This is a genomic window from Ruegeria sp. O11, from assembly GCF_056535285.1.
Genome location: NZ_JBQERS010000001.1, coordinates 527,454 through 552,835 on the forward strand (window position 1 = coordinate 527,454; position 25,382 = coordinate 552,835).

Here is a 25,382-nt window from a genome sequence, read left to right on the forward strand (position 1 = left end):
AGATTTAGCGCTGAATACCATCCGTCTGACAAAGTGCAAGCAGAACCGGGTTCTGCGCCGAACTGGCGCTTCAAGAGCGGTGTGCAAGTGATTGAAACCAAACAGTGGGTATTTTCTGTTACTTTCCGTTAGACTAGTGCAGAGAGCCGCCGCTTTTGATTCGGACAGGCGTATAGCAGAACGAACCTTGATAAAGAGGTGACAGGGGCATGAGTCAGATCGAAGAATTACAACGCCGTATCATTACTGCGATGGAGCGGATCGGCACCGGAGTCGAGGCACTGCAGGACGCTGAGCCCGCGGCCGATAATGGTGCTGCATTACGATCAGAACTTGAAGAAGAGCGGTTGGCCAATGCGCAGTTGGAAGAGCGGCTGAAATCGCTCATAGAAAGGCACGCTCTTGAGGTTGATGCACTCCGGGAGCAGGCGGGATCAGGAGAAGAAGTTGCTGCACTGCGTGATCAATTGGCCGAGGCGACCGCAAAGCTTGCAACGGTCGAGGCCGCGCGCGCAGAGTTAGCCGAGGCCAAGGCCGCTCTGGATAACAGCGACGAAGTAAATTCGCTGAAAGCCGAAATCGAAACCCTGCGATCCATGGAAAATGCCGCAGAAGAAGCCGAGTCGTTGCGGGCCGAGGTCGAGCAATTGACCCCCATCGCAGATCGCGCCGAAGAGATGGAGGCAGAGCTGTCCCGTCTGCGCGCTGAATTGGTCGATAGCGAGCGGCTGACCGAACTGAACGCCGAGCTTGAAATGCTGCGTGCAGAGCGTGCCAGCCATGGCGCGGCGATGTCGCGACTGGATGACGATTTGCAACGGTTGCGCAAGGCAAACGAACAGTTGCGTGGAACAGTGGATGAATTGCGCGCCGCTGCAGAAGAGGGCGTGACCGATGCAGACATGCTGAATCGCGCAACTGCTGCAGAGTTGGAGGCAACGCGTGCCGCAAGAGCCTCGGACGCGGCCGAAGCACACGCGGTTCTGGCCCGGCTCGAACCGTTGTTGACCCATGCCAATCTGGCTGAAGGAGAGGTTGAATAATGCCCGAGGTGACCATTCATATCGGTGGACGAGGATTTGATGTCTCGTGCCAGGACGGTGAAGAACCCTTTCTGCAGGCCGCGGCCAAGCTTTTGGATGATGAAGCACAGGTATTGTCGGACCAGATCGGACGCATGCCTGAATCGCGCATGTTGTTGATGGCCGGACTAATGTTGGCCGACAAAGCTGCAGCGCACGAAGATCGCCTGAAGCTGGCCGAAGCAAAGCTTGTGGAAGCCGAAGCCGAGTTGAATCGCCTGCGTAGTCAACCTCTGCCCGAGCCCGAGCGAATTGAAGTTGCAGTGGTGCCGCCTTCGGTAACAGACACATTGGCGGAGATGGCCGCGCGTGCAGAAGCGCTGGCTGCGGTGATCGAGGAAAGGAACGCCTGATGGGCTTTGTTCGAACGGCAGCAGGGGCCGCGGTATTGTCTTTGTACGCTACGGCAGGTTTGGCCGAGATCGATATACTGTCTGTGACATTTAACTGCGAGAGCAACACGCAGGTGCCAGTGTCCTATTTCAACGCCGCAGATGGATCGGGTGCTGCCGCGATGCTGATTGAGGATCAGTTAATTGCGCTGAAACAGGTTCAAAGCGGATCAGGTATTCGCTACGAATCTGTAGACGGGGCAGGGACATACACCCTTCGATCCAAAGGCTGGGAAGCTACGATCAGCCATCAGGCCCAAGGCAGCACAGCCCCCGAACGTGTCTTGTTCAAGGACTGCTCTAGCCGGTGAATTAGGCGTTTGCTTCACGGATTTTGTCGGCTGCATCTTTGTCGTAGCCGACATTGTTTTCTTCAAACAAAGTATCCAGCTCTCCCGAAAGGGTCATCTCGGTGATGATGTCGCAGCCGCCGACAAACTCGCCTTTGACGAAAAGCTGGGGCACAGTTGGCCAGTCTGAATAATCCTTGATGCCCTGACGGACAGAGTCGTCCGCCAAAACATTCACGTCGGTATATTCGACACCCATGTAGTTCAATACACCAGCGACGCGCGACGAGAACCCGCACTGCGGCATCTCTTTGGTACCTTTCATATACAGCACCACGTCATTGGCTTTGACGGTTTCGTCGATCTGGGTTTTCACGTCGGTCATTTGGTGTTTCCTTTGCTCTTCGGCATTATTGCTTTGGCGTAGTCTTGAGGATTCTTCGGAATATGGGTCTGCGCCGAGCTAATTGCACCGTCATGTGAATTGTAGGAGGAATGCAGGAGGTGTTCTCCCTGTCCAGGTGGCGATCCTCGTCTTGTATTACGTCCCGCCTTTGAATGGTTCCAAGCTATGAGCGCGATCAACACAACAAAGACGGTGAATGTAAATGAGATTACAATCGCGTGCTCCATATTACTCCGGTACTTTCGTGGTCAGCGCCAGCGCGTGCAACTCTCCATCCGGGCCATCCATCTTGCCTTTCAACGCGGCATAAACAGCACGTTGTTGCTGAACGCGGTTCTTACCGCGAAAGCTTTCATCCACGACCATGGCAGACATGTGCACGCCATCGCTGCCACCAACCTGGATTTCCGCATCTGGAAAGCTCTCGCGTAGCAGAGTTTCAATTTCGTGGGCGCTCATCGGCATGTAGGTTTACTCCTGAAGGTCTTTCCCAAGATGTAGAGCGATGAGACGGGGCGTGCAAGATGGGGCCGGTTCCGTTCAACAACAATTCCTGCGCGCCGACACGCGCAAGAAATCTGTTTGATCGCACCAGAACAGAGATTGACTAGGCAACGGCTTCGGCAAAGCTGCTGCGGAACGTATCCGCCAGCTCGGCAAGCGAGACTTCGGAGCTGCCGATTTTGACACTATCCCCACTGAAACGTCCGACTGACACTAGGGGAACACCGGCCTGACCAGCTGCGATCATCAATGCTTCGGCCTGATCAAAGTTACAGGCGACCAGATAGCGCGCCTGATCTTCTCCGAACAGGAACTCGGTCGAGGCATCGTCGAGGCAGACGCCGACACCAGCAGCCTCGGCTAGTTCAAAAGCGGCTAGGGCAAGGCCACCGTCACCCAGATCGGTGCAGGCTTTGATCATTTCACGATTGGCGCGAATGAACTCTCCGTTGCGCTGTTCAGCGTCCAGATCGACATGTGGGGCGTCCCCGTCTTCGCGGTTGAAGACTTCGGCCAGCAGGGCCGACTGGCCCAGATGGCCTTGGGTTTCGCCGATAACCAGAGCGACATGGCCTTCACGAACCTCGTTGCCGATGATTTCATCGGCAGTTTGCAGCAGGCCCACGGCCCCAATCGTGGGAGTTGGCAGGATCGCCTGCCCATCAGTCTCGTTATATAGCGACACGTTGCCGGAAACGATGGGCATGTCCAAGGCTCCGACTGCGGCTCCGATACCTTGGATTGCCCCTACAAACTGGCCCATGATCTCAGGCTTTTCGGGATTGCCGAAATTCAGATTGTCAGTGGTGGCCAGCGGCTTGGCGCCCACGGCAGTCAGGTTGCGGTAGGCTTCGGCTACGGCCTGTTTGCCGCCCTCAACAGGGTTTGCGCGGACATAGCGCGGGGTCACGTCGCTGGTGAACGCCAGCACCTTGTCAGTACCGTGCACGCGCACCATCCCAGCACCCAGGCCAGGCGTGCGGGAGCTGTCGGCCATGACCATGGTGTCATACTGTTCGTACACCCATTGCTTGCCTGCGTAGTTCGGCGAAGAGAGCAGGGCGCGAAGGCCATCAACAGGGTCGATCTGGGGCACATCTGTCAGCTCTTCCGCGTTGGGCGTTGGTTCCCATGGGCGGTCGTACTCGGGTGCCGTTGAAGACAGTTTGGAAAGGACGAGGTCTGCTTTGACTTCGCCGTTGTGCATGATCAGGAACCGGTCTTCGGCGATCGTTTCACCAACTATGGCAAAATCCAGATCCCATTTCTCGAAAACCGCACGGGCTTCGGCTTCAAGCTCAGGTTTGAGGACCATCAGCATCCGCTCCTGAGACTCAGACAACATCATTTCGTACGCGGTCATGTTCTCTTCGCGCTGAGGGACATTCTCCAGATCAAGGCGAACGCCGAGGCCACCCTTGTCTCCCATCTCAACGGCCGAACAGGTCAGCCCCGCTGCGCCCATATCCTGAATGGAGATCACGGCGCCGGTCTGCATCAGTTCCAGCGTGGCTTCCATCAAGCGTTTCTCAGTGAAGGGGTCGCCGACCTGAACAGTCGGGCGTTTTTCTTCGATGGTGTCGTCGAATTCCGCCGAAGCCATAGTCGCACCGCCCACACCATCGCGTCCGGTTTTAGCGCCTAGATAAACAACAGGCATACCGACACCCGAGGCCGCCGAATAGAAAATCTTGTCACTGTCGGCCAGACCTGCGGCAAAGGCGTTCACAAGGCAGTTGCCGTTATAGGCTGGATGGAACCGAACTTCGCCACCAACGCAAGGCACACCGAAGCAGTTACCGTAGCCGCCGATGCCTTCAACCACGCCATTTACAAGCTGACGGGTTTTGTGGTGGCCGGGCTCACCAAAGGACAGCGCATTCATTGAGGCGATGGGGCGCGCGCCCATGGTAAAGACATCCCGCAAAATACCACCAACGCCGGTCGCGGCACCCTGATAGGGCTCAATGTAGGAGGGGTGGTTGTGGCTTTCCATTTTGAACACCACGGCCTGACCGTCTCCAATATCAACCACGCCAGCGTTCTCACCAGGGCCGCAGATAACTTGTGGGCCGGAGGTGGGCAGTGTGCGTAGCCATTTCTTCGAGGACTTATATGAACAATGCTCGTTCCACATAGCCGAGAAAATGCCAAGTTCGGTGAATGTTGGCTCGCGCCCGATGATCTCGAGGATCATGTCGTATTCCTCGGGCTTGAGCCCGTGTGCAGCAATCAGATCCGGGGTGATGGCGGGCTCTTGCATCTTCTGTCCTGTGTCCATAGTGGCCGAGATTGCGGGCCTTTTAGGGCAAGGGCGCTTCCGTGGGAAGGGTCAAGTCACCGCAGGGCCATTTAGAAAAGAAAATGCGGAACCGACAATGCCGCCGATTCCGCACATCTGGAGGTTGGCTTATAGATTGGCGCTGTAAAATCCCAGCGCCAATCCTACCGATTTAGGCCGGGTTCTGACCTTTGTTGACGGCATCAGCTGCAGCTGCACCGGCGGCTGCTTTTTGTTCTTCAGTCATATTCTCGCTGCCAGGTATCGCAACGCGCACCTCTCGGCGGGCGAAGTCGATGCCATTGGCGTTGAACTCTGCTTTCACGCGATTAAAGATTTCCTTCCGCAGCGTGAACTGCTTGCCAGGCTTGGCCATGAACTTGCCTCGGATGATCATACCGACATCATCAAAGTCGAACACACCCTGAGATTTGAACGGCTGCAGGAACCCATCTTTATGAGTTTCGTCCTGCATCATCTCGGCACCGATCTTCTTGAAGATCTTTTTGACCTTATTGGGATCGGTATCGAAAGGCACAGTGAACTTGAGCTTCATGATGACCCAGTCGCGGCTGAAATTGGTCAGCTTTTGAATCTCGCCATATGGGATCGTGTGAACGGGCCCGCGATGGTGGCGCAATTGCATGGATCGGATCGAGATCTTTTCGACCGTTCCCATCGTACCGCCGACATCGACATATTCGCCGACACGGAAGGCGTCATCGATCAGGAAGAAAATACCACCTACGATATCGGCCACCAGTTTTTGCGCGCCAAATCCAATAGCCAGACCCAGAACACCAGCACCGGCTAGTAGTGGTGTAATGTTGATCCCAAGCGCACTCAACGCCAGCAGGCCGAAGATGACGCAGATTGTGACCTGTGCAGTGATCCGCAGCAAAGGCAGAACCGTTGCCAGTCGCGAACCACCAGCACCGCCACCTTCGCCGCCAGCTTCTTCATCCAGCTCTTCCGCAGCAGTTTGTTCTTTCGCCAGACGACGATTGATCCAGAGCGAGACAATCTCGTTCAAGATGTAGCCGACTGCGATTATCAGCAGGAACTGGATGACCGCGCCACCGACTTCTGCTCCGATGCCAGCTGATGCGACATGGCGAAGGTCAAGTTGCCAGGCACGCGAAATCATCAGGACCACGAACAGTCCCGCAATAACCCGCCCAATCCGGATATAACTGCGCTTGGCCGACCGATAGGCGCGTTCCGCCAAAGGTCCTTCACCTGATAGCGGCGGCTGCAGATGGCGGACCAATCCACGTATCAAAGTATCGAGCGCTGGTGCGATCAGCAGCCAGAACATAGTGGTGAAATGCGCCCCGGTTCCAATCACGCGCAAGATTGCCGGATTACGCTGTGCTACGAGGAATTCAACGAGCAACCAGATCACCACCGACACGCCAATGGCGAAGTAGGGGTAATAATGCGCGACCTCCTCATCAAACTTGGTGCGATCCGGGTCTGTGCCCAGCATCATCTGCGACAGTCCTTCGCGTGCAGTCCAGGCGATTATACCGATATAGATGTGGATTGCCGCATTCAGCCAAAAGCCGATGCGCGTCTCGTTTGGAGTAATTCCGTTGAGCGCATTGAAGCGGACAACAAACAGCGTGAATCCGATCAGGATCAGAAGGCCAATCAGATTTCTGTGCAGGTATTTAGCCCAGTGGTCATCAATATTCACCAATCGGTATTGAGGTTTTTGCGGCGCGAGTACAAATCGCGAAACAGCCGCCCCAAGACGTGGGACCCAAATCAAGAAGAATACGAATGGCGCGGCAAACGTGATTTGTTCGGGGGTTAGTAATGCGCGACCAAGCGCGCGGATAACCACGTAAAATACGATGAGACCGGCAATTTCGCGGCAAAACCGGCGGAATAGGTACTGCACGGCTCCCCAAAGGTCAGCTTCATCTCCGACTTCGGATGCCTTTGACCAGCGACGGGTTAGTATGCTGAACAGCTTTTCTGCTACATATCCAACCAGTAGGACCGATAGCACTAGCCCGATCAGGGTAAAGACTCCGGTTTCGTTGAATTTATCCGCAAAATTGCTGAACGATTTTATTTGCGCACTGACAATATTGGGAACTGTCGATAGAACTTGCGTCCAGGAGGTAACCATTTCCGCCCAGATCTCGTTCAGTTCAGTCAGCGGATCTTCGTGACCTTCCTTCTCTGCGGCATGTTTTTCGGCAACTGCATCAAGGCGTTCAAGCAAGATCGCCCGTACCTGGTCATCAGACATACGCGCAACCAGATCATCGACTTGCTCAGGCGTTAGATCCTGGGGGATCGTAACCGTAGAAGTTGTGCTTGTGTCTTGTGCGTGCAGCGGCACCGCCAGAAACAAGACTGAAATCATCGCCAACAATAGGCGCAATGAATGGAACATGAATTAGCCCTCGAACACGATTTTAAGTGTTTTTTCGGGATCATAGGCTCGCATAGTCAATTTTCCCAGTGCTTTCCTGAGAATTGCCGAACATAAGGCCAAAAAAAAGGCCGAGCACTAAGCTCGGCCGTAGTCCAACAGGGAGGTATGAAGATGATGAGCGTTACAGCATCATCGCCTTCAATTGCTCATTTAGGGATCAGTTTGTTAACGATCAAGGTTTAATAGGAGATAAGATCGTCATGCCCGCTATGTCCTGAGTGCATGGCTAGAGTTTCCCCATCTGCCTCAGATGTTTGCGGTGGGCTATGATTTCGTCCTGCACGAAATCCCGAAAGGCAGCGATCCGCTTGGAATGGCGAAGCTCTTCGGGATAAGCGAGGTAAACCGGTACATCAGCAGTTTCAATGTCCGAAAGGATCGGAACCAGATCGGGAAAGTCCTCGGTCACGTAGTCGGGCAGGACACCAATTCCAAGATCGTGGAGTACACCTTGCAGAACACCAAAATAGTTGTTCACGGTTAATAACGATCCAGGATTATAGGTCATTAGGTGCTTTACCATCGAAGCGCCGGCCCCGACCTGAGGCGCAGATGGTGTCTGGCAGATCAATCTGTGCTTGGTGATTTCTTCGAGTGACTCAGGTTTTCCGCCGTGGCTGTCCAGATAGGCTTTGGTGGCATAGAGCATCATTTGCACTGTCATCAGGCGCTTGCGCACCAAATCCGCCTGACTGGGCTCTTTCATGCGGATGGCGACGTCTGCTTCGCGCATCGGCAGGTCAAGAACGCGTTCTTCCAACATCAGATCAATATTGAGATCGGGATATCTTTCGTAAAGCTTTGGCAGTCGAGGTGCGAGCCAGAGCGTGCCGAAACCAAACGTGGTGGTAACACGCAAAACACCGAACACCTCGTCCTCGCTGTCCCGAATTCTTGCAGCCGCAGTGTCCAGACGTTTGGACATTGCCGAAGTCGCGTCGAACAGCAATTCGCCTTGTTCAGTTAGAATCAGGCCACGGGCATGGCGGTGGAATAAGGTCGCATCCAGTGATTCTTCGAGAGCGCGAATTTGACGGCTCACAGCAGATTGAGACAAATTGAGCTTGTCCCCTGCATGTGTGAGGCTGCCTGCATCCGCAACCGCGTGAAATATTCTGAGCTTGTCCCAATCCATCGCCGCAACTTTCGTTATCTTTCGGCAGCCCTATATGAAACACGTAACAAATTCCACATTCAAACCGGGAAATCGTTACGGCAAAGGAGAAAATTACTATACAGGTCAGTAATTGTGACCTAAAATAACTAAAGATACAGCACACTAATCCGACGAGGGGAGACGTCAGATGAGTCAGCCGAAGATCACGTTAAATGATCGGTTTGATCTATCCAAAAGCCCGGTTCTTTTGAACGGAACGCAGGCGTTGGTGCGTCTGATGTTAATGCAGAAAGAACGTGACCGCGCGACGGGGTTTAATACTGCGGGTCTGGTTACGGGATATCGAGGATCACCCCTCGGGGCTGTCGATTTGCAGATGTCGCGCGCTGAAAAGCAATTGGCCGAAAGCGATGTGACGTTTCAATACGGTCTGAATGAAGATCTTGCCGCCACCGCATTGTGGGGCAGTCAGCAAGCCGGGTTACGTGGCGACGGCAAGTTCGATGGTGTATTTGGCCTTTGGTATGGCAAAGGCCCTGGGGTCGACCGGTCCGGAGATGTGATGCGTCATGCCAACATGGCCGGTACTGCGCAACAAGGCGGTGTCTTGATGGCCATGGGCGACGACCATACGGGCGAAAGCTCGACCGTTCTGCATCAGTCTGAATGGTCTTTGGTCGATATGTATATGCCAGTCGTCAGTCCGGCCGGAGTTCAGGAAATCCTGGATTACGGCGTCTACGGATTTGCGCTGAGCCGATTTGCCGGGGTTTGGGTCGGGTTGAAAACGATGAAGGACACGATCGAGGTCACTTCGGTCGTGGATGGTAGCCCCGATCGGATGCAGATAACTATCCCACAGTTCGATATGCCCGAAGGAGGGCTGAACATTCGGCTGGGAGACACGCCGCATCTACAGGAAGCGCGGGTCATTGACTATAAACGTTTTGCGGCTGAGACGTTCTCGCATGCGAACAAACTGGACAAACGGGTCTGGGGAAAACCCGGTGCCAAGATCGGGTTTGTTGCCGCGGGCAAGAACTGGCTTGATCTGATGCACTCAATGTCACTGCTGAACATTGATGCGGACGAAGCAGGGCGACTTGGTATTACAACTTACAAGATCGGACAGACGTTCCCTCTGGATATGAGGGGTTTCCACGATTGGGCGGAAGGTCTCGACCTGATTGTGATCGTCGAGGAAAAGCGCAAGCTGATTGAGGTTCAGGTCAAGGAGGCGATCTTCGACGATCGGCGTGGTCGTCGTGTTTACGGCTGGTACAAAGGCGGGGCAGGGACGTTGCACCGCGAAGAGCTGTTCCCGACCCGAGGGGCGCTTGATCCAATCATGATCGCTGAAAAACTTGGGCAGATTTTGGTTGAGGAAGGCCATGATACCGATGGCGTTCGCGCAGGCCTTGCAAAACTGGACGAGGCGCGCCGCGCTGATAATGCTCAGGAAATCGCAGCAAGATTGCCCTATTTTTGTTCAGGATGCCCGCATAATAGCTCGACCAAGTTGCCGGAAGGCAGCCGTGCCTATGCCGGGATTGGCTGTCATTACATGGTGCAATGGATGGATCGCGAGACCACCGGATTCACCCAGATGGGCGGTGAAGGGGCGAACTGGATTGGCGAGGCTCCGTTCTCGACCACCAAGCACGTTTTTCAGAATCTTGGCGACGGAACCTATAATCACTCGGGCGTGCAAGCGATCCGCGCCGCGCTGGCGGCTGGCACCAATATAACCTTCAAAATTCTATACAACGATGCCGTCGCAATGACTGGTGGGCAAGAGAACGAAGGTGGTCTGAGTGCTGAGCGTATCGTTGCTGAGGTCAGCGCGATGGGTGTCAGCAACGTTGCCGTCGTATATGACGAAAAAGAAGATGTGAACTTCGGGGCGCTACCCTCGGGCGTCGAGACCTTTGAGCGTGCCAAACTGATGCAGGTTCAGGAAAAGTTCCGCGAAATCGAGGGCGTATCAGTCATTGTTTATGTACAGACCTGCGCTGCCGAAAAGCGTAGGCGGCGCAAGCGGGGCACGTTCCCGGACCCGGACAAGCGCGTGTTCATCAATACTGATATCTGTGAAGGTTGCGGAGACTGCGGTGTCCAGTCGAACTGTGTCTCAATTGTCCCGAAAGAAACCGAGCTCGGGCGCAAACGTGCGATTGATCAATCCAGCTGCAACAAGGACTTCTCATGCTTGAATGGGTTCTGCCCTTCCTTCGTGACGGTAGAAGGCGCGAAAATCCGCAAAGAAGCCACCACTGAGCTTGATTTACCTGACCTGCCGGAACCTGAGCTGCCGCAGATCGATGGAACCCATAATGTCGTAATCACGGGTGTTGGCGGCACAGGCGTCGTCACGATAGGTGCGGTACTGGCACAGGCTGCACAGATCGACGGTAAAGGGGCAGGCATGATGGAGATGGCAGGCCTCGCACAAAAGGGCGGTGCCGTTCATATCCATTGCCGGCTTGCAAACCGACCGGAAGACATTAGCGCGATCCGTGTCGCCACTGGTGAAGCGCACGCGCTGATCGGCGGTGATCTGGTGGTCTCGGCAGGGGCAAAAACGCTGGGTCTAACGCAGACTGGTCGTACCGGGGCAGTTGTGAACAGCCATGAGATCATTACCGGTGATTTCACTCGAGATACCGAGTTTACCATTCCAAGCGATCAACTGCAGCTTGCCCTGCAAGCACGGCTAAAAGATAGGGTCGCACTGTTCGATGCAACCGATCTGGCCCGCGCGGTGATGGGGGATTCGATCTATTCCAACATGATGGTCTTTGGCGCCACATGGCAGCGTGGCCTGCTACCGATCAGCCATCAGGCGATCATGGAAGCGATTGAACTGAACGGTGCGGCGGTCGAACGCAACAAACGTGCCTTCGAAGTTGGCCGCTGGGCTGTGACCCATCCCGAAGAGGTCAACAAAATCCTAAGCCCGAACGTGGCCGAATTACCTAAATCGTTGGATCAGGTGATCGATTTCCGCGCGGCACATCTAATCGACTATCAGAGCAAGCGATTGGCCAAACGCTATCGTAATCTGGTCGAAAGCGTCGATGATCAGAAGGTCCGAGAAGCAATCGCCAAAGGCTACCATAAGCTCTTGTCCTATAAGGATGAATATGAGGTGGCACGGTTGCTGCTCGACAGTCGCCAGAAGGCAGAGGCCGAGTTTGACGGCGACTTCAAGATGACCTTCCATCTTGCACCGCCAACTTTGGGCACAAAGGGCGATAATGGACGTCCGGCCAAGAAAGCCTTTGGCGAGTGGTTTCTTGGCCCTCTGAATGTGCTTGCAAAACTGAAAGGTCTGCGTGGCACTCCTCTGGATTTGTTCGGCTACACGGCGGAGCGCAAAATGGAGCGTGCTTTGATCCGTCAGTATGAAAAGGATTTGAAAGAGGTTCTGCCCAAGCTGACACCCGAAACTAGCAATGCAATTACGGCGCTTGCCGCTCTGCCTTTGGAGATTCGTGGATTTGGTCCGGTTCTGGTCGCGAATGAGGCCAAGGCCGCGAAACGGCGCGAAGAATTACTGGCTGTTATCCGCAATGGCGGGCCTCAAATGCAAGCTGCGGCAGAGTGAGGCTTTACAATCCTGTCATAAAATCTAGGCAAATTGGTTACCTCGTCATATTTAGTCGGTAGCAAACCGGAGTAGCCAATGCCGCCGCATCATCACGTCGCTCGTGACATATCCTACGCTCATTCCGCAGAAACGCGGGGTGGGCGTATGGTGATCAAGTTGATGGAAAACACAACGGGCCGCCTGCGTCTTATCCGTCGCGCAGATGGCTACGATCGGGAAGTCGCACAGGGACGTGATTTCTGGTCGGTGATGGTGGAACGCTATGGGCTGACATTGGATGTGGTCGGTGGCGCGTTATCGAAAATTCCTAAAGATGGCCCGCTGATTTTGATTGCGAACCATCCATACGGCATTCTGGACGGGCTGATGATGGGTCATATCCTGTCTCAGACGCGCGGAGATTTTCGTATTCTTGCCAACCATGTCTTCCGCAAAGCTGAAGATTTGGATCGGATCGTCCTGCCAATCTCTTTTGATGCTACCAAAGAGGCGATGCGGTTAAACCTTGAGACCCGCAAGACTGCTCTGAGCTATTTAAGCGACGGCGGCGCAATCGGAATATTTCCGGGTGGCACCGTCAGCACGGCTGCGAAGCCATTTGCGTATCCGATGGACCCGGGGTGGCGCGGATTTACCGCTCGGATGGTGGCCAAATCTGATGCGACTGTTGTGCCGGTTTTTTTTGATGGACACACCTCGCGATTGTTCCAGATTGCTAGCCATCTGCACAACACGTTGCGCATGGGTCTTCTAATCAAAGAGTTCAAGAAACGTGTTGATACTCCAGTGCGCGTGGTTGTTGGAGACCCCATCGGGCGCGACATTCTGGACCCATTGGGCAAGGATACGCGCAAGATGATGGATTTCCTGCGCAAAGCGACGTATGAGCTGTCTCCAGAGCCATTAAAGTCTTATGACTACGGCTATGAATTTGAGGAACGGCATCGCGCCTGAAGGGGCAAATGGCAGTAGGTATCTTTGATTCCGGGTTGGGCGGTCTAACTGTCCTGAACGCCGCGCAGAAACATCTGCCGGACGTGGATTTCCTGTATTTTGCGGACAGCGCTCATGCGCCTTACGGCGTTCGCGATGCTGAAGACATCTACAACCTGACCCGCACTGCCGTTCATGATCTTTGGGATCGCGGCTGCAATCTGGTGATTCTGGCCTGCAACACAGCCAGTGCTGCCGCTTTGCGCCGGATGCAGGAGGCGGGTGTGCCCGATGGTAAGCGGGTACTGGGCGTGTTCGTTCCTTTGATCGAAGCGCTGACCGAGCGGCAATGGGGTGACAATTCACCTCCGCGCGAGGTCGAAGTGCAACATGTCGCGCTGTTTGCGACACCGGCGACTGTGTCTAGCAGGGCGTTTCAGAGAGAACTGGCGTTTCGGGCGATTGGCGTGGATGTAGAGGCGCAGGCCTGTGGTGGTGTGGTCGACGCCATTGAGGATGGCGATATGATTTTGGCCGAAGCCTTGGTGCGCAGTCATGTTGACGCTCTGAAACGCAAGATGCCGGAACCGCAAGCGGCTATTCTGGGCTGCACCCATTATCCGTTGATGGCGGAAGCGTTTCAGAATGCATTAGGCCCTGATGTGAAGGTCTATAGCCAAGGAGACTTGGTGGCTGAAAGCCTTGCGGACTACTTGAAACGTCACCCAAACATGCTCGGCGAAGGTTCGGGTGGGTTCTTGACCACCGGCAAGCCCAGCACAGTGTCGGATCGCGCAACGCAATTCCTCCGACGACAAATCACCTTTGAAGCCGCCTGATTTTGGTCAAGGACGGCGCTTTTCTGATTTTGTAATTCGTTGACCGTCGCATCGGCGGTCACCCCATGTGACACATGAATGAAAGAGGTCTGACATGACCCATAAAATCGCAATTCTAGGTGCTTCCGGCTATACCGGTGCGGAACTGGTACGGCTGATCGCCGGGCACCCGAATATGGAGATCAAGGCTCTGGCCGCCGAGCGCAAGGCCGGGCAGACAATGGCGCAAGTGTTCCCGCATCTGCGGCATATGGATTTACCAGTGCTTTGCAAGATTTCCGAGATCGATTTTTCCCAGATCGACCTGTGCTTTTGTGCCCTGCCGCATAAGACCAGCCAGGAAGTCATCCGTGATCTACCCAACACATTGAAAATCGTTGACCTTTCGGCTGATTTCCGGCTTCGGGACGGAGACGAATATCAGAAATGGTACGGCAACCCGCACGCCGCGTTGGGACATCAGGAAGAAGCCGTTTATGGCCTAACTGAATTCTATCGTGATGATATCAGTTCTGCGCGGCTCGTCGCTGGCACAGGTTGTAACGCAGCGACCGGGCAATATGTGCTGCGGCCATTGATATCGGCGGGCGTGATTGATCTGGATGACATCATTCTGGACCTGAAATGCGCAGTTTCAGGCGCAGGTCGGGCACTGAAAGAAAACCTTCTGCACGCAGAGCTCAGCGAAGGAGCAAATGCCTATGCAGTTGGTGGGACACACCGGCATCTGGGTGAGTTCGATCAGGAGTTTTCTGAGCTTGCAGGTCGGACCGTTCATATTCAATTCACTCCACATCTGATCCCGGCCAATCGGGGCATTCTGGCGACCTCTTACGTGAAGGGCGATCCGCAGAGCGTCTATGAGACTTTGCAATCGGCCTATGAGGATGAGCCGTTCGTCGAGGTGCTGCCCTTCGGAGAAACACCTTCAACCCACCATGTACGGGGGTCGAACTTTTGCCATATCGGTGTCGTTGGTGATCGGATCGAACGCCGCGCAATCGTTGTGGCAGCATTGGATAACCTGACAAAAGGTAGCAGCGGGCAAGCCTTGCAGAACGCCAACCTGATGTTAGGTGAGGATGAAACCCAAGGGCTGATGATGGCCCCTCTGTTCCCGTGAGGACGGTATGAAAACGCTCAAGAAACGTCGTCGAATACAGATCATTGTGCTAGCCGCGGTGGCCCTTGCCTTATCGACGGCGTTGATTGGGGTGGCCATGAAAGATGGCATCAACTTCTTCCGTTCACCCAGTCAAGTGATCGCCGAGCCGCCTAAGCCGTCCGAAGTGTTCCGCATCGGTGGGCTTGTCGAAGGGGGCTCGATCATACGTGGGCAGGGTGAAACTGTGTATTTCGTCGTCACCGATGGCGGTGAAAGCGTCAAAGTCGCTTTCACGGGCGTCCTGCCCGATCTGTTTTCAGAAAATCAAGGTATGGTCGGTACAGGTAGCTATGTGAACGGTGTCTTCGAAGCCACTGAAATCCTTGCGAAACACGATGAAACCTATATGCCGAAAGAGGTTGTGGACGCATTGAAAGAGCAAGGTGTTTACAAAGAAGCCGGTGACAGCTGATCAGTTCCAAAGCATTGAAATCTTGAGGGCGTTGCGTGCAAGAAACACGCAGCGCCCTTTGTTCTATCGTCGGATTAACTTATTTGCCAGACCGTTTGCCTGACCACAGCAAAGGGGGCGGGCATGAGGACGGTTCGACAGATCGCAGATGAAATCGTGGTGCGGGAAGGTGGCTTTGTCGACGATCCCGACGATCCCGGTGGGGCGACAAAATTTGGTGTGACGATCCACACAATGCAGCGTTTGGGTCTTGATCTGGATCGCGACGGTGCTGTGACACATCGGGATGTGAAAGCTCTGACCAGGGCACAGGCCGTAGACATCTTTGTCGACCACTATTTTGAAAGGCCTCGCCTTGAGTTGCTACCCTTGGCTGTACAGGCCTCGGTGTTTGACATGTACGTCAATGCGGGTTCGCAGGCAGTTAGAATATTGCAAAACCTGCTGTGCCAAATGGGGTTTGAGGTCGCGGTTGATGGCGTGATTGGCCCCCAAACTGCGCGCGCAACAGATGCTGCTGCCAAACCAAAACCACAGGCCCTAACAGATGCCTATGGCGTCGCACGGCGTAACTATTATTTTCGGTTAGCAGATCGGAGGGTTTCACTGCGTAAATATGCCCGAACCCGGACCGGGGGCAAAGGCGGTTGGATCAAGCGCGCTGAAGAGTTTTTGTCTCCTCAGTATCACCTGACGGATGCAGACTTTCAGAGGAGGATTTCAGGATGGGTTTGATCTCTGGCCTTTTAGCCCTGTTGTTCGGTGGAGGCCGCAATGCGGTTCGTGAAACTACCGAGATATTTCGAGAAAATGCTGAAAGCGAGGCGCAGCGGACCACAGCGTTACGCAGTGCGGCGATGGCACAGTTCGGGGCCGAGTTCCAAGTTCCCAGAAAAGGGGGGTTTGATCGATTCATGGACGGGCTGAATCGTCTGCCGCGCCCTGCTTTGGCGTTGGGCACCTTGTGCCTGTTCCTTGCCGCTATGATCGACCCGCTCTGGTTCGCGGCGCGCATGCAGAGCATTGCACTGGTGCCGGAACCGCTGTGGTGGCTGTTGGGTGTGATCGTGTCATTCTACTTTGGCGCAAGGCATCAGATCAAAGCGCAGGATTTTCAGCGCGAGATCAATCAAACGGTGCTGCGAGCGCCAGAAGTATTGGCCAACATAGCGAAAATCCGTGAACTTCGCGAGGACAGTCCCGGCATCGCGGATACCCGGTCGGACGCGGCCCTGACCGAAGCAGTAATACAGGCCGATTTCAACCCTGCACTAGAAGATTGGCGACGGCTGCGCGCAGCCTGAGGCGCGACACTATGTGCGGTGATACTTGACGAATGTTAATGGCACATGCCGACCTGCCGCAGTATAAGCGCGTCATGATTACAGAGCTTGGCCATTTCGCACTGATCCTAGCCTTCCTGGTCGCCATTGTTCAGACTGTGGTGCCTCAGGTCGGGGCTGCCAAACGTTGGAACGGATGGATGGTTTTCGCAGAACCTGCGGCCATCGCTCAGTTTTTGCTGACCGCGTTTTCCTTTGGAGCACTGGTCTGGGCTTTCGTGGCGTCCGACTTTTCGTTGCGGATTGTGGTTGAGAACAGCCATTCCGCCAAGCCGATGCTGTACAAGATCAGTGGGACTTGGGGAAACCACGAGGGCTCGATGCTGCTATGGGTCCTTATCGTCACAATTTTCGGGGCAATGGCTGCGATCTTTGGCGGCGGATTGCCCCCGACGCTCAAAGCACGGGTTCTGTCGGTGCAGTCGGCCATCGCTGTTGCGTTTTTTGCGTTCATTCTGTTCACATCTAACCCGTTTGATCGCTTGCCAGTTCCACCTTTCGACGGTCGTGACCTGAACCCACTTTTGCAGGACCCGGGCCTAGCGTTTCACCCACCGTTTCTTTATCTGGGTTATGTCGGCCTGAGCATGGCCTTCAGCTTTGCTGTCGCGGCCCTGATCGAAGGCCGCGTGGACGCGGCATGGGGCCGTTGGGTGCGACCTTGGACGCTTGCAGCGTGGATTTTCCTGACCATTGGTATCGCACTGGGGTCTTGGTGGGCCTACTACGAATTGGGTTGGGGTGGTTTCTGGTTCTGGGATCCGGTCGAAAATGCCAGCTTTATGCCATGGCTGCTGGCCGCAGCGCTGCTGCATTCGGCCATCGTTGTCGAAAAGCGCGAGGCGCTAAAAAGCTGGACTATTTTGCTGGCGATCATCGCCTTCGGGTTCTCGCTGATCGGGACTTTTATCGTGCGCTCGGGGCTTTTGACCTCGGTCCATGCCTTCGCAAATGATCCCGAACGGGGGGTATTCATCCTGTTCATTCTGGTGATTTTCATCGGCGGCGCACTGACCCTGTTTGCGGCCCGTGCGCAGGCGATGGAAGCAAAGGGAGTGTTCGGGATGGTCAGCCGGGAAAGCGCGCTGATTCTGAACAATATCCTGCTGGCAGTCAGTTGTTTCGTCGTGTTCTTTGGTACGCTGTGGCCCATGGTGGCTGAGATGGCATTTGACCGGAAACTCTCGGTCGGAGCGCCATTCTTTAATGCGGCCTTCACACCATTCATGATTGCCCTAGGGATCGTGCTGCCTGTTGGCGCTATGCTGCCCTGGAAGCGGGGCAGGTTAGGTCGCGCGGCGTGGTCTCTGCGCTATGCATTCATTCTTGCTGTAGCGTTGGCGATACTGGTCTGGGTGATGCAGACAGGGCGCAGTGCTTTAGGGCCTGTTGGTCTTTTCCTTGGCGCTTGGATTACGTTCGGCGCTCTTGTCGATCTTTGGAGCCGAACAGGCCGCAAAGGCAACCTTGCACGCCTGTTCCGCCTTCCGGGTGCTGATTGGGGTAAAGCCGTCGCCCATACTGGCTTGGGTGTCACAATGTTTGCGATCGCGGGGCTGACAGCGTGGGAAGTCGAAGATATTCGAGTCGCCCAACCCGGTCAGCCATACGAAGTTGGGCAGTTCACGTTGACATTGCAGGATGTGCGCCGGGTCCAGGGACCGAACTATTTCTCGACGATGGCGGATGTGAGGGTGGAACAGGATGGGCGTTTTGTCACGACGCTTAACCCCGAAAAGCGTGACTACCCTGTGGCCCGCATGCCGACGACAGAAGCCGCAATTGACTATCGGTTCCTGCGTGATCTTTATGTTGTGATCGGTGATCAACAGGCGGATGGCGGCTGGGTGATGCGAACCTACATCAAACCTCTCGCCAACTGGATTTGGGGCGGATGTATCTTAATGGCTCTGGGTGGTGCACTCAGCCTGTCGGACCGCCGTTTCCGGGTCGCAGCTGGCGCGCGTAAGACGCCTGCAGGTGGGGTGCCGGCCGAATGAAACGTTTACTTTTGATACTGCTACTGATCGCGTCACCGGTCTTGGCTGTTCAGCCGGACGAAGTTCTGGACGACCCGGCGCTTGAAGCGCGGGCGAGGGATATCAGCACGGGCTTGCGCTGTCTGGTCTGTCGGAACGAAAGCATTGATGAAAGTAATGCCGAGCTTGCGCGTGATTTGCGCATTCTGCTGCGGGAACGTCTTGTTGCGGGCGATACGGACCAAGAGGCAGTCGAATTTATCGTTGATCGCTATGGCGAATACGTTCTTCTGAAACCAACCACGACCGGAGCCAATCTGATGCTTTGGTTGGCAGGCCCGATCATGTTGCTGATCGCGGCGGGCATGGGCTGGAGCTTTTTGCGGAAGCGTTCGCGGCACCAACAAGCGGCGCATTCTGATGCGCTGACCGATGAAGAACAGGAACGCTTGCGCCAAATCTTGGAAGACTGACGCGCGGTTCTGCTTTTCCTTTTTCCACATTTGCGTCAGGGTTTTGCGAAACACTGCGCAGGTGAGGTTGTACATGGAATACGAAGCGGTCCTTCTGGATATTACCGATGATTTGGCGGTTTTGACATTGAATCGACCAGACAAGATGAATGCGCTGACGACGCAGATGCGGGCCGAGATCACCTATGCGATGAAAGAAGCGGCTCGCCATGCCAGGGCAATTGTTTTGACAGGGGCCGGGCCTGCGTTCTGTTCTGGCCAGGATCTAGGGGACGCGTCGAGCACAGGAAAGATCGATCTCGAAAGAGCATTACGGGATGAATATGAGCCTATGCTCGAGGCGGTTTACGACTGCCCGGTGCCAACGATCGCGGCCGTTAACGGGGCGGCAGCAGGGGCAGGGGCGAATCTTGCACTCTGTGCCGATGTCGTAATCGCAACCGAGAGCGCCTATTTCCTGCAGGCCTTTGCTCGGATCGGATTGCTGCCTGATGCTGGCGGAACTTGGTTCATGCCGCGTCAGATGGGATTTGCCAAAGCGATGGGGGCTGCTTTGTTTGCAGACAAGATCAGCGCGCGTCAGGCGGACGACTGGGGGTTGATCTGGGAAGCAGTCTCTGACGATCAGTTCGACGCGCATTGGCGCGAACGGGCCGCCTATCTGGCTAATGGCCCAACTGCCGGGTTCCGGGCAATCAAACAGGCGATCCGGGGGACCTACGATAGAACATTGCCGAAACAGCTTGCCGCCGAGGCGCACCTGCAAGGCGAATGCGGTAGAACCCGTGACTTTGCCGAAGGTGTGGTGGCATTTCTGGAAAAGCGCCCCCCGAAATTCGAGGGGCGCTGAGAGATCATTCAGGCGCGGCGGCGACGTCGTGTGCGTCGTTCAGGCACCGCCTCGTCGCCGGTGCCATCTGAGGCCGAGGTAAACGGACCAAGCGCCGATGTAATCTGATCCAGGGTCGGGCGATCTCCGCGTTGGCCGCTATCCAATGCTTCCCGCATCTTGCGCAGATGCGCAGGCATGGTGCCGCAGCACCCGCCAATAATTGTCGCACCTGCATCTCGGGCCATGGCGGCGTATTGGCCCATCAGTTCGGGCGTTCCGTCGTAGTGGATATGTCCGTCCACGTATTTCGGAATGCCCGCGTTTCCCTTGGAAATCAGCGGACGTTCGCTGCCCTGAGCAGCGAAACCAAGCACCGTACGCAAAATGTCGGACGCACCCGTACCGCAATTGGCCCCAAAGGCCACAGGGGGATTGGGTAGGGTTTCGACAATCATCGCCAGATCAGAGGATGTAACACCCATCATGGTCCGGCCCGCGGTGTCAAAGCTCATTGTGCCGCACCAAGGCATGTCGGCCAGAGCAAAGGCCTCGGCTGCGGCGCGGAACTCTTCTGGGGCGCTGATGGTCTCAAGCCACAGAACGTCTGCGCCTCCGGCTTTCAACGCCTCTGCCTGCTCATGAAACATCTCGACGGCTTCAGCATGCGAAAGGCTGCCAACGGGCTCCATGATTTCACCGGTCGGGCCAACAGAACCTGCCACAACAATTGGGCGGCCTGCATTGTCTGCAACTTCACGACCCAGCTCTGCCCCGATACGGTTCAATTCGGTCACACGGTTCTGGGCATCATGCAGTTTCAGACGTGCTGAGGTTCCGCCGAATGTGTTGGTGAGAAACAGATCGCTACCGGCATCGACCGAGCCCTGATACAGCGCGCGAATCTTGTCGGGAGCATCGACGTTCCACAACTCAGGTGCATCACCAGATTGCAGGCCCATGTTGAACAGGTTCGTGCCCGTCGCACCATCCGCAAGAATGACGTCGACGGTTTCAAGTAGAGTGCTGAGCGCGTTTGTCATTGAGGTATTCCAAGAATAAGGCCGTGGCCCGTCAAAATATGAGACGCCCCGTGTCTCATGACCGGGGCGTCAAATCAAATTCATAAAACTCATGAAGATCATGAGTTTTGCATTTTACGCAATCAATCTTCGGCTTCCGCCATAACCTGTTCTTTGGCTTCAACCAGCAGTTCCGCCATTTTCGCACGAATCTTGGCCTCGTCTGCAAGATCGCCAAGATAGCCTTTAACCGCCTCGACGACATCGTCCTCGCTGACATTCTGCAGATCGGTATGGACCAGTTCCTGGCCATATTTCCGAGCTTGCTCTACGGTTTCGCCCTTCAGTGCCGATGCCCAGACAGCCATAAACCGGTTACGGCGCATCCGCGCGATGAACTGCATCTTTTCGTCATGAGCGAATTTGCTTTCAAATGCGGCTTCGCGTTCGTCGAATGTGGTCATTGGTTGGGGACCCCTTGGCTTGAATTCTCTTTCCTGATGATATGACTATACGACGCCTCGGGCGCAAGGTATTTGCGCTGCGTCAAAGCCTCTCGGGGTCGCGAACTTGCGGGAAGGCGGGGCTTGCACTATGAGGGCGCCAACGTAAGGGGACTCATTCCCTTTCCCCAGCCTGGAAAGGTCGCTCATGGCGCGTCGCAAGAAGATTTACGAAGGTAAAGCCAAAATTCTGTATGAAGGCCCGGAACCGGGAACCATCGTGCAGTATTTTAAGGACGACGCCACTGCTTTCAACGCCGAGAAAAAAGATGTCATCGACGGCAAGGGTGTTCTGAACAATCGTCTGAGTGAATTCTTCATGACTGGTCTGGCCCAGATCGGGGTGCCAACGCACTTCATCCGCCGTCTTAACATGCGCGAACAACTGGTGCGGAATTGCGAGATCGTGCCGCTGGAAGTCATCGTGCGCAACTATGCCGCCGGAACGATGTCCAAACGTCTTGGTATCGCCGAGGGGACTCAGCTGCCGCGCCCGATTGTTGAATACTGCTACAAGGACGATGCGCTGGGTGATCCGCTGGTGACTGAAGAGCACATCGCGGCATTCGGCTGGGCTAGCCAGCAGGACATGGACGATATCCTGAGCCTTGCACTGCGTGTGAATGATTTCATGAGCGGTGTAATGCTGGCTGTCGGCATTCGACTGGTCGATTTCAAGATTGAGATCGGGCGCGTGTTCGAAGGTGATTTCCAACGCCTGATCATTGCGGACGAGATCAGCCCCGACAGTTGCCGTCTTTGGGATATCGAAACCGGTCAGAAGTTGGACAAGGATGTGTTCCGCCGCGACTTGGGCAGCCTGACGGATGCCTATTCGGAAGTCGCCCGTCGTCTTGGTGTTCTGCCCAAAAGTAATGTGACCAAGCCAACGCTGATCAACTGATCCTGCCCCGGACGGGCAGGGTTGTCCGACACGCCCAAGCGGGGTATCCCGCGCGCAACGAAACGGATCGGAGAGCGGTCCACCAGTGGAGTTTTCGAAAATGAAGGCACGTGTGCATGTGATGCTCAAGAACGGGGTTCTGGACCCGCAGGGTGAGGCTGTGCGTCACGCATTGGGTGCGATGGGTTTTGATCAGGTCGAAGGTGTCCGTCAGGGCAAAGTGATCGATTTGGAACTGGCCGACGGCGCGACCGAAGCGGACGTAACTAAAATGTGCGAAAAGCTGTTGGCCAACACGGTCATCGAACGCTTCGAGATCGAACTGCTCTGAGTTTTTCCGACCTAGGAGGGTCCGCCATGCGCGCAGCCGTCATCGTTTTCCCCGGTTCCAACTGCGATCGCGATCTCGCGGTCGCCTTCGAACAGGCCGGTTTTTCCGTCGATATGGTCTGGCACAAGGATGCCGCGCTGCCCGAGGGTATCGATATCGTCGGTGTACCGGGTGGATTTTCCTACGGCGACTATCTGCGCTGCGGCGCGATTGCGGCGCAGTCACCGATTTGCAAAGCGCTGGCTTCGCATACCGAGCGTGGTGGTTACGCCGTCGGTATCTGCAACGGGTTTCAAGTTCTGACCGAAACTGGAATTCTGCCCGGCGCACTGCTGCGAAATGCCGGTCTGAAATACATTTGCAAAACTATCGGACTAAAAGTCGAAACCAGCAACAGTGCATTTACCGAAGGGTATAATGCCGGTGATGTGATCGATATCCCGATTGCCCATCATGATGGTAACTATTTCGCCGACGACGCGACCATTTCTGAACTTAAGGATCAGGATCGCATTGCCTTCACTTACGCCGAGAATCCCAACGGTTCGCGCGACGATATTGCGGGCATTTTATCACACAACCGCCGCGTGTTAGGCATGATGCCCCACCCCGAGCGGGCGGCGGATTCAGGCCACGGAGGCACTGATGGAACGGCGCTCTTCCGCGCATTGGCCGGGGTGCTGGCGCCAGCGTGACTTGAGGTCATCAGTCGGGACGCGTAGCGTCAGAACATGACTGTCCAAGATCAATCAGACCGCAACGGGTTCCTGAACCGACTGCGTGGCTCGCCAATGGGCTGGCGGTTGCGTCTTGCTGTGTTCTTGCTGCTGCTTGTAACGGTCGCCACAGTCTGGATTACCAACAGTCTTCTGACCAGCCGTTTCACAGAATCCACCCGCAACCGGGCCGAACTGCGTCTGGCGCTGTATTCCGGTAACTTGCTCAGTGAATTGCGTCGCAATTCCATCGTTCCGCAACTTCTTTCCAGAGACCCAACGCTGATCTCGGCCTTGCAGTCCAGTGACTATACGCTGTCGACTCAGCGGCTGATCTCTTTTGTAGAAGAAATCGGAGCGGCGTCGCTGGTTCTGTTGGACGGAGATGGGCTTACGGTGGCGGCAACCGATCGCAATCGATTGGGTGAGGGGCATCGTAGCTCTCCCTACTTCATTGATGCGATGCGATCGAATGCTACGATATTCTCGGTCATCCCGCGCGAGGCTGGGGGATACAGCTTTGTTTATTCACGCAGAATTGAAGCCAATGCCGAGATACTCGGGGTAATTGTGGTCGAGGTCGATTTGCAGAAATTCGAGCGCGCCTGGGCCGGGATTTCTGATGCCGTGATGGTGACAGACAGCACCGGTGCGATCATTCTGTCGACTGAACCACAATGGCGTGGCCTGGAAGAAGGAAGCGCTATTCTGCGCCAGCCCCCTCAAAGTGCCATTCAACGTGCGATCCGCGCGACGGCCGACTGGAATGCGCTGCCGCCGGATGCTTACTTGCAAGGCGAAGCTGTGATGCGAATGGAAACTCGCATACCGTTCCGTGGTTGGCAGATGACATCGTTCACCACCTATTCGTCAATCCGGGAACGTGTGAACAGCGTCCTCGCGCTTGAAATCATGGCATTTGCGATTCTTCTGGCGCTGACCTTCTATGCGCTCAGTCGCAGGGCCACCTCGCGCATGACTTTGTTCCAGCGAGAGTCGGCGGAGCTTCGCGCATTGAACGCCAGGCTGCAGCGGGAAATCGCTGAGCGAGAAAGGGTTGAAAAGACGCTGGAAGTTGCCGAGCAAACGCTTGCTCAAAGCTCGAAGCTGGCGGCTCTGGGTGAGATGTCGGCAGCGGTGAGCCACGAGTTGAACCAGCCGCTGGCCGCTATGAAAACCTATCTGGCAGGCGCGCGTTTGCTGTTGCGTCGGAACCGACCCGAAGAAGCGCTGGCCAGTTTTGGTCGCATTGATGGTTTGATTGAACGGATGGGTGCGATCACGCGCCAGTTAAAGTCGTATGCCCGCAAGGGCGCGGATGCGTTTTCGCCTGTAAATCTAGGCGAAGCGCTAGCATCGAGCCTGTCGATGATGGAGCCGCAGCTCCGTCAAAGGCACGTTAAGATAACCCAGATTTTACCCGAAGTCCCTGTTATAGTGATGGGGGATCGGATGCGGATTGAACAGGTTATGGTCAATCTCTTGCGCAATGCGCTGGATGCCACCAAATCTGTCGCTGAACCTGATGTCGAGATTATCCTGGCTGCAGGAGATACCGCTGTACTGACCGTACGTGATAATGGCCACGGAATCGAAGATATCGAAAACCTGTTTGAGCCGTTTTATACGACCAAACGCCCCGGAGACGGTGTTGGTCTGGGGCTTGCCATCTCGTCCGGGATCGTGAACGACCATGGCGGACGTTTGACCGCACGAAACGGCCAACAGGGCGGCGCGGTGTTTGAGATGCAATTGCCCATTCTGGGAAGCGACGGCCTTGAGGCCGCGGAATAAAGGAA

General features: G+C 55.4%; 24 protein-coding genes. 17 read left to right on the top strand and 7 right to left on the bottom strand.

From position 1 onward, the window contains the following. The first annotated feature begins 209 nt into the window (after positions 1-209). From ACRZ91_RS02620 to ACRZ91_RS02630, 3 genes are read left to right on the top strand one after another with little or no spacing between them, the layout of a single operon-like run. Positions 210-1,043, top strand: a complete 834-nt coding sequence (locus ACRZ91_RS02620) for a hypothetical protein (RefSeq protein WP_480902400.1) — start codon at positions 210-212, stop codon at positions 1,041-1,043. Beyond that, on the top strand, positions 1,043-1,435 hold the full coding sequence (locus ACRZ91_RS02625; protein WP_170469928.1) for a cell division protein ZapA: 393 nt from the start codon (positions 1,043-1,045) through the stop codon (positions 1,433-1,435). The genes ACRZ91_RS02620 and ACRZ91_RS02625 overlap by 1 nt, the downstream gene beginning before the upstream one ends. Further along, positions 1,435-1,785 (top strand): MliC family protein, encoded by a 351-nt coding sequence (locus tag ACRZ91_RS02630; protein WP_480902402.1) that lies wholly within the window; start codon positions 1,435-1,437, stop codon positions 1,783-1,785. Before ACRZ91_RS02625 ends, ACRZ91_RS02630 begins: the two co-directional genes overlap by 1 nt. 1 nt (position 1,786) lies before the next feature. Here ACRZ91_RS02630 and grxD read toward each other — a convergent pair whose 3' ends face one another. From grxD to ACRZ91_RS02655, 5 genes are all read right to left on the bottom strand, one after another. After that, positions 1,787-2,149, bottom strand: coding sequence for a Grx4 family monothiol glutaredoxin (gene grxD, locus ACRZ91_RS02635; protein WP_170539459.1), 363 nt, complete (start codon positions 2,147-2,149; stop codon positions 1,787-1,789). 249 nt (positions 2,150-2,398) lie between these two features. Continuing rightward, the gene (locus ACRZ91_RS02640; RefSeq protein WP_010439863.1) at positions 2,399-2,635 is read right to left on the bottom strand and encodes a BolA family protein; all 237 of its coding nucleotides are present in this window, start codon (positions 2,633-2,635) and stop codon (positions 2,399-2,401) included. A 142-nt stretch (positions 2,636-2,777) separates the two neighbouring features. After that, on the bottom strand, positions 2,778-4,937 hold the full coding sequence (gene purL, locus ACRZ91_RS02645; RefSeq protein ID WP_170469940.1) for a phosphoribosylformylglycinamidine synthase subunit PurL: 2,160 nt from the start codon (positions 4,935-4,937) through the stop codon (positions 2,778-2,780). A 190-nt stretch (positions 4,938-5,127) separates the two neighbouring features. Beyond that, entirely contained in the window at positions 5,128-7,365 is a 2,238-nt protein-coding gene (locus ACRZ91_RS02650) for a mechanosensitive ion channel domain-containing protein (RefSeq protein WP_480902405.1), read from the bottom strand. Positions 7,366-7,633: 268 nt separating this feature from the next. Further along, positions 7,634-8,542: a LysR family transcriptional regulator gene (locus ACRZ91_RS02655; RefSeq protein ID WP_170469946.1), complete on the bottom strand. Its 909-nt coding sequence runs from the start codon at positions 8,540-8,542 to the stop codon at positions 7,634-7,636. 169 nt (positions 8,543-8,711) lie between these two features. On the opposite strand from ACRZ91_RS02655, the gene ACRZ91_RS02660 reads away from it, so the two are divergent. The 10 genes from ACRZ91_RS02660 (at position 8,712) to ACRZ91_RS02705 (ending at position 20,128) form a co-directional block, all read left to right on the top strand. Continuing rightward, positions 8,712-12,131, top strand: a complete 3,420-nt coding sequence (locus ACRZ91_RS02660) for an indolepyruvate ferredoxin oxidoreductase family protein (protein ID WP_480902409.1) — start codon at positions 8,712-8,714, stop codon at positions 12,129-12,131. A gap of 78 nt (positions 12,132-12,209) precedes the next feature. After that, positions 12,210-13,088, top strand: coding sequence for a lysophospholipid acyltransferase family protein (locus ACRZ91_RS02665; RefSeq protein WP_480902411.1), 879 nt, complete (start codon positions 12,210-12,212; stop codon positions 13,086-13,088). Between the two features lie 8 nt (positions 13,089-13,096). After that, positions 13,097-13,906, top strand: coding sequence for a glutamate racemase (locus ACRZ91_RS02670; protein ID WP_480902413.1), 810 nt, complete (start codon positions 13,097-13,099; stop codon positions 13,904-13,906). 94 nt (positions 13,907-14,000) lie between these two features. Then, positions 14,001-15,029 carry an N-acetyl-gamma-glutamyl-phosphate reductase gene (gene argC / locus ACRZ91_RS02675; RefSeq protein WP_170778733.1) on the top strand — a complete coding sequence of 343 codons (1,029 nt, stop codon included), beginning with the start codon at positions 14,001-14,003 and terminating at the stop codon, positions 15,027-15,029. 7 nt (positions 15,030-15,036) lie between these two features. Then, positions 15,037-15,483 carry a cytochrome c maturation protein CcmE gene (ccmE, locus tag ACRZ91_RS02680; RefSeq protein WP_480902415.1) on the top strand — a complete coding sequence of 149 codons (447 nt, stop codon included), beginning with the start codon at positions 15,037-15,039 and terminating at the stop codon, positions 15,481-15,483. Between the two features lie 123 nt (positions 15,484-15,606). Next, complete coding sequence (locus tag ACRZ91_RS02685) at positions 15,607-16,218, top strand: holin-associated N-acetylmuramidase (RefSeq protein WP_480902417.1); 612 nt, start codon at positions 15,607-15,609, stop codon at positions 16,216-16,218. Beyond that, positions 16,209-16,787: a holin family protein gene (locus tag ACRZ91_RS02690; protein ID WP_480902420.1), complete on the top strand. Its 579-nt coding sequence runs from the start codon at positions 16,209-16,211 to the stop codon at positions 16,785-16,787. The genes ACRZ91_RS02685 and ACRZ91_RS02690 overlap by 10 nt, the downstream gene beginning before the upstream one ends. A gap of 74 nt (positions 16,788-16,861) precedes the next feature. Next, entirely contained in the window at positions 16,862-18,826 is a 1,965-nt protein-coding gene (locus tag ACRZ91_RS02695) for a heme lyase CcmF/NrfE family subunit (RefSeq protein WP_170540399.1), read from the top strand. Further along, entirely contained in the window at positions 18,823-19,278 is a 456-nt protein-coding gene (locus ACRZ91_RS02700; RefSeq protein WP_170539483.1) for a cytochrome c-type biogenesis protein, read from the top strand. The genes ACRZ91_RS02695 and ACRZ91_RS02700 overlap by 4 nt, the downstream gene beginning before the upstream one ends. A gap of 73 nt (positions 19,279-19,351) precedes the next feature. Then, complete coding sequence (locus tag ACRZ91_RS02705; RefSeq protein WP_170469967.1) at positions 19,352-20,128, top strand: enoyl-CoA hydratase-related protein; 777 nt, start codon at positions 19,352-19,354, stop codon at positions 20,126-20,128. Positions 20,129-20,136: 8 nt separating this feature from the next. Here ACRZ91_RS02705 and bmt read toward each other — a convergent pair whose 3' ends face one another. Together bmt and ACRZ91_RS02715 are read right to left on the bottom strand one after the other, a co-directional pair. Beyond that, positions 20,137-21,150 (bottom strand): betaine--homocysteine S-methyltransferase, encoded by a 1,014-nt coding sequence (gene bmt, locus ACRZ91_RS02710; RefSeq protein ID WP_170539486.1) that lies wholly within the window; start codon positions 21,148-21,150, stop codon positions 20,137-20,139. A 122-nt stretch (positions 21,151-21,272) separates the two neighbouring features. After that, positions 21,273-21,593 (bottom strand): DUF1476 domain-containing protein, encoded by a 321-nt coding sequence (locus ACRZ91_RS02715; RefSeq protein ID WP_170469973.1) that lies wholly within the window; start codon positions 21,591-21,593, stop codon positions 21,273-21,275. Between the two features lie 187 nt (positions 21,594-21,780). Here ACRZ91_RS02715 and purC point away from each other — a divergent pair, with 187 nt between their 5' ends. The 4 genes from purC to ACRZ91_RS02735 all read left to right on the top strand — a co-directional run bounded on the left by purC (position 21,781) and on the right by ACRZ91_RS02735 (position 25,377). Then, positions 21,781-22,536: a phosphoribosylaminoimidazolesuccinocarboxamide synthase gene (gene purC, locus ACRZ91_RS02720; RefSeq protein WP_010439911.1), complete on the top strand. Its 756-nt coding sequence runs from the start codon at positions 21,781-21,783 to the stop codon at positions 22,534-22,536. Positions 22,537-22,636: 100 nt separating this feature from the next. After that, positions 22,637-22,867: a phosphoribosylformylglycinamidine synthase subunit PurS gene (purS, locus tag ACRZ91_RS02725; protein ID WP_010439914.1), complete on the top strand. Its 231-nt coding sequence runs from the start codon at positions 22,637-22,639 to the stop codon at positions 22,865-22,867. Between the two features lie 26 nt (positions 22,868-22,893). Beyond that, complete coding sequence (gene purQ, locus ACRZ91_RS02730; protein ID WP_170770741.1) at positions 22,894-23,562, top strand: phosphoribosylformylglycinamidine synthase subunit PurQ; 669 nt, start codon at positions 22,894-22,896, stop codon at positions 23,560-23,562. 96 nt (positions 23,563-23,658) lie between these two features. Beyond that, positions 23,659-25,377 carry a sensor histidine kinase gene (locus ACRZ91_RS02735; RefSeq protein WP_085977573.1) on the top strand — a complete coding sequence of 573 codons (1,719 nt, stop codon included), beginning with the start codon at positions 23,659-23,661 and terminating at the stop codon, positions 25,375-25,377. Positions 25,378-25,382 lie beyond the last annotated feature (5 nt).

Coding starts and splice junctions, on each gene's coding strand:
- purL (WP_170469940.1), bottom strand. CDS start 4,937: ATGCAAGAGCCCGCCATCACCCCGGATCTGATTGCTGCACACGGGCTC.
- bmt (WP_170539486.1), bottom strand. CDS start 21,150: ATGACAAACGCGCTCAGCACTCTACTTGAAACCGTCGACGTCATTCTT.
- ACRZ91_RS02620 (WP_480902400.1), top strand. CDS start 210: ATGAGTCAGATCGAAGAATTACAACGCCGTATCATTACTGCGATGGAG.
- grxD (WP_170539459.1), bottom strand. CDS start 2,149: ATGACCGACGTGAAAACCCAGATCGACGAAACCGTCAAAGCCAATGAC.
- purC (WP_010439911.1), top strand. CDS start 21,781: ATGGCGCGTCGCAAGAAGATTTACGAAGGTAAAGCCAAAATTCTGTAT.
- purQ (WP_170770741.1), top strand. CDS start 22,894: ATGCGCGCAGCCGTCATCGTTTTCCCCGGTTCCAACTGCGATCGCGAT.
- ACRZ91_RS02655 (WP_170469946.1), bottom strand. CDS start 8,542: ATGGATTGGGACAAGCTCAGAATATTTCACGCGGTTGCGGATGCAGGC.
- ACRZ91_RS02650 (WP_480902405.1), bottom strand. CDS start 7,365: ATGTTCCATTCATTGCGCCTATTGTTGGCGATGATTTCAGTCTTGTTT.
- purS (WP_010439914.1), top strand. CDS start 22,637: ATGAAGGCACGTGTGCATGTGATGCTCAAGAACGGGGTTCTGGACCCG.
- ACRZ91_RS02715 (WP_170469973.1), bottom strand. CDS start 21,593: ATGACCACATTCGACGAACGCGAAGCCGCATTTGAAAGCAAATTCGCT.
- ACRZ91_RS02735 (WP_085977573.1), top strand. CDS start 23,659: ATGGGCTGGCGGTTGCGTCTTGCTGTGTTCTTGCTGCTGCTTGTAACG.
- ACRZ91_RS02685 (WP_480902417.1), top strand. CDS start 15,607: ATGAGGACGGTTCGACAGATCGCAGATGAAATCGTGGTGCGGGAAGGT.
- ACRZ91_RS02660 (WP_480902409.1), top strand. CDS start 8,712: ATGAGTCAGCCGAAGATCACGTTAAATGATCGGTTTGATCTATCCAAA.
- ccmE (WP_480902415.1), top strand. CDS start 15,037: ATGAAAACGCTCAAGAAACGTCGTCGAATACAGATCATTGTGCTAGCC.
- ACRZ91_RS02640 (WP_010439863.1), bottom strand. CDS start 2,635: ATGCCGATGAGCGCCCACGAAATTGAAACTCTGCTACGCGAGAGCTTT.
- ACRZ91_RS02705 (WP_170469967.1), top strand. CDS start 19,352: ATGGAATACGAAGCGGTCCTTCTGGATATTACCGATGATTTGGCGGTT.
- argC (WP_170778733.1), top strand. CDS start 14,001: ATGACCCATAAAATCGCAATTCTAGGTGCTTCCGGCTATACCGGTGCG.
- ACRZ91_RS02690 (WP_480902420.1), top strand. CDS start 16,209: ATGGGTTTGATCTCTGGCCTTTTAGCCCTGTTGTTCGGTGGAGGCCGC.
- ACRZ91_RS02625 (WP_170469928.1), top strand. CDS start 1,043: ATGCCCGAGGTGACCATTCATATCGGTGGACGAGGATTTGATGTCTCG.
- ACRZ91_RS02670 (WP_480902413.1), top strand. CDS start 13,097: ATGGCAGTAGGTATCTTTGATTCCGGGTTGGGCGGTCTAACTGTCCTG.
- ACRZ91_RS02700 (WP_170539483.1), top strand. CDS start 18,823: ATGAAACGTTTACTTTTGATACTGCTACTGATCGCGTCACCGGTCTTG.
- ACRZ91_RS02630 (WP_480902402.1), top strand. CDS start 1,435: ATGGGCTTTGTTCGAACGGCAGCAGGGGCCGCGGTATTGTCTTTGTAC.
- ACRZ91_RS02695 (WP_170540399.1), top strand. CDS start 16,862: ATGATTACAGAGCTTGGCCATTTCGCACTGATCCTAGCCTTCCTGGTC.
- ACRZ91_RS02665 (WP_480902411.1), top strand. CDS start 12,210: ATGCCGCCGCATCATCACGTCGCTCGTGACATATCCTACGCTCATTCC.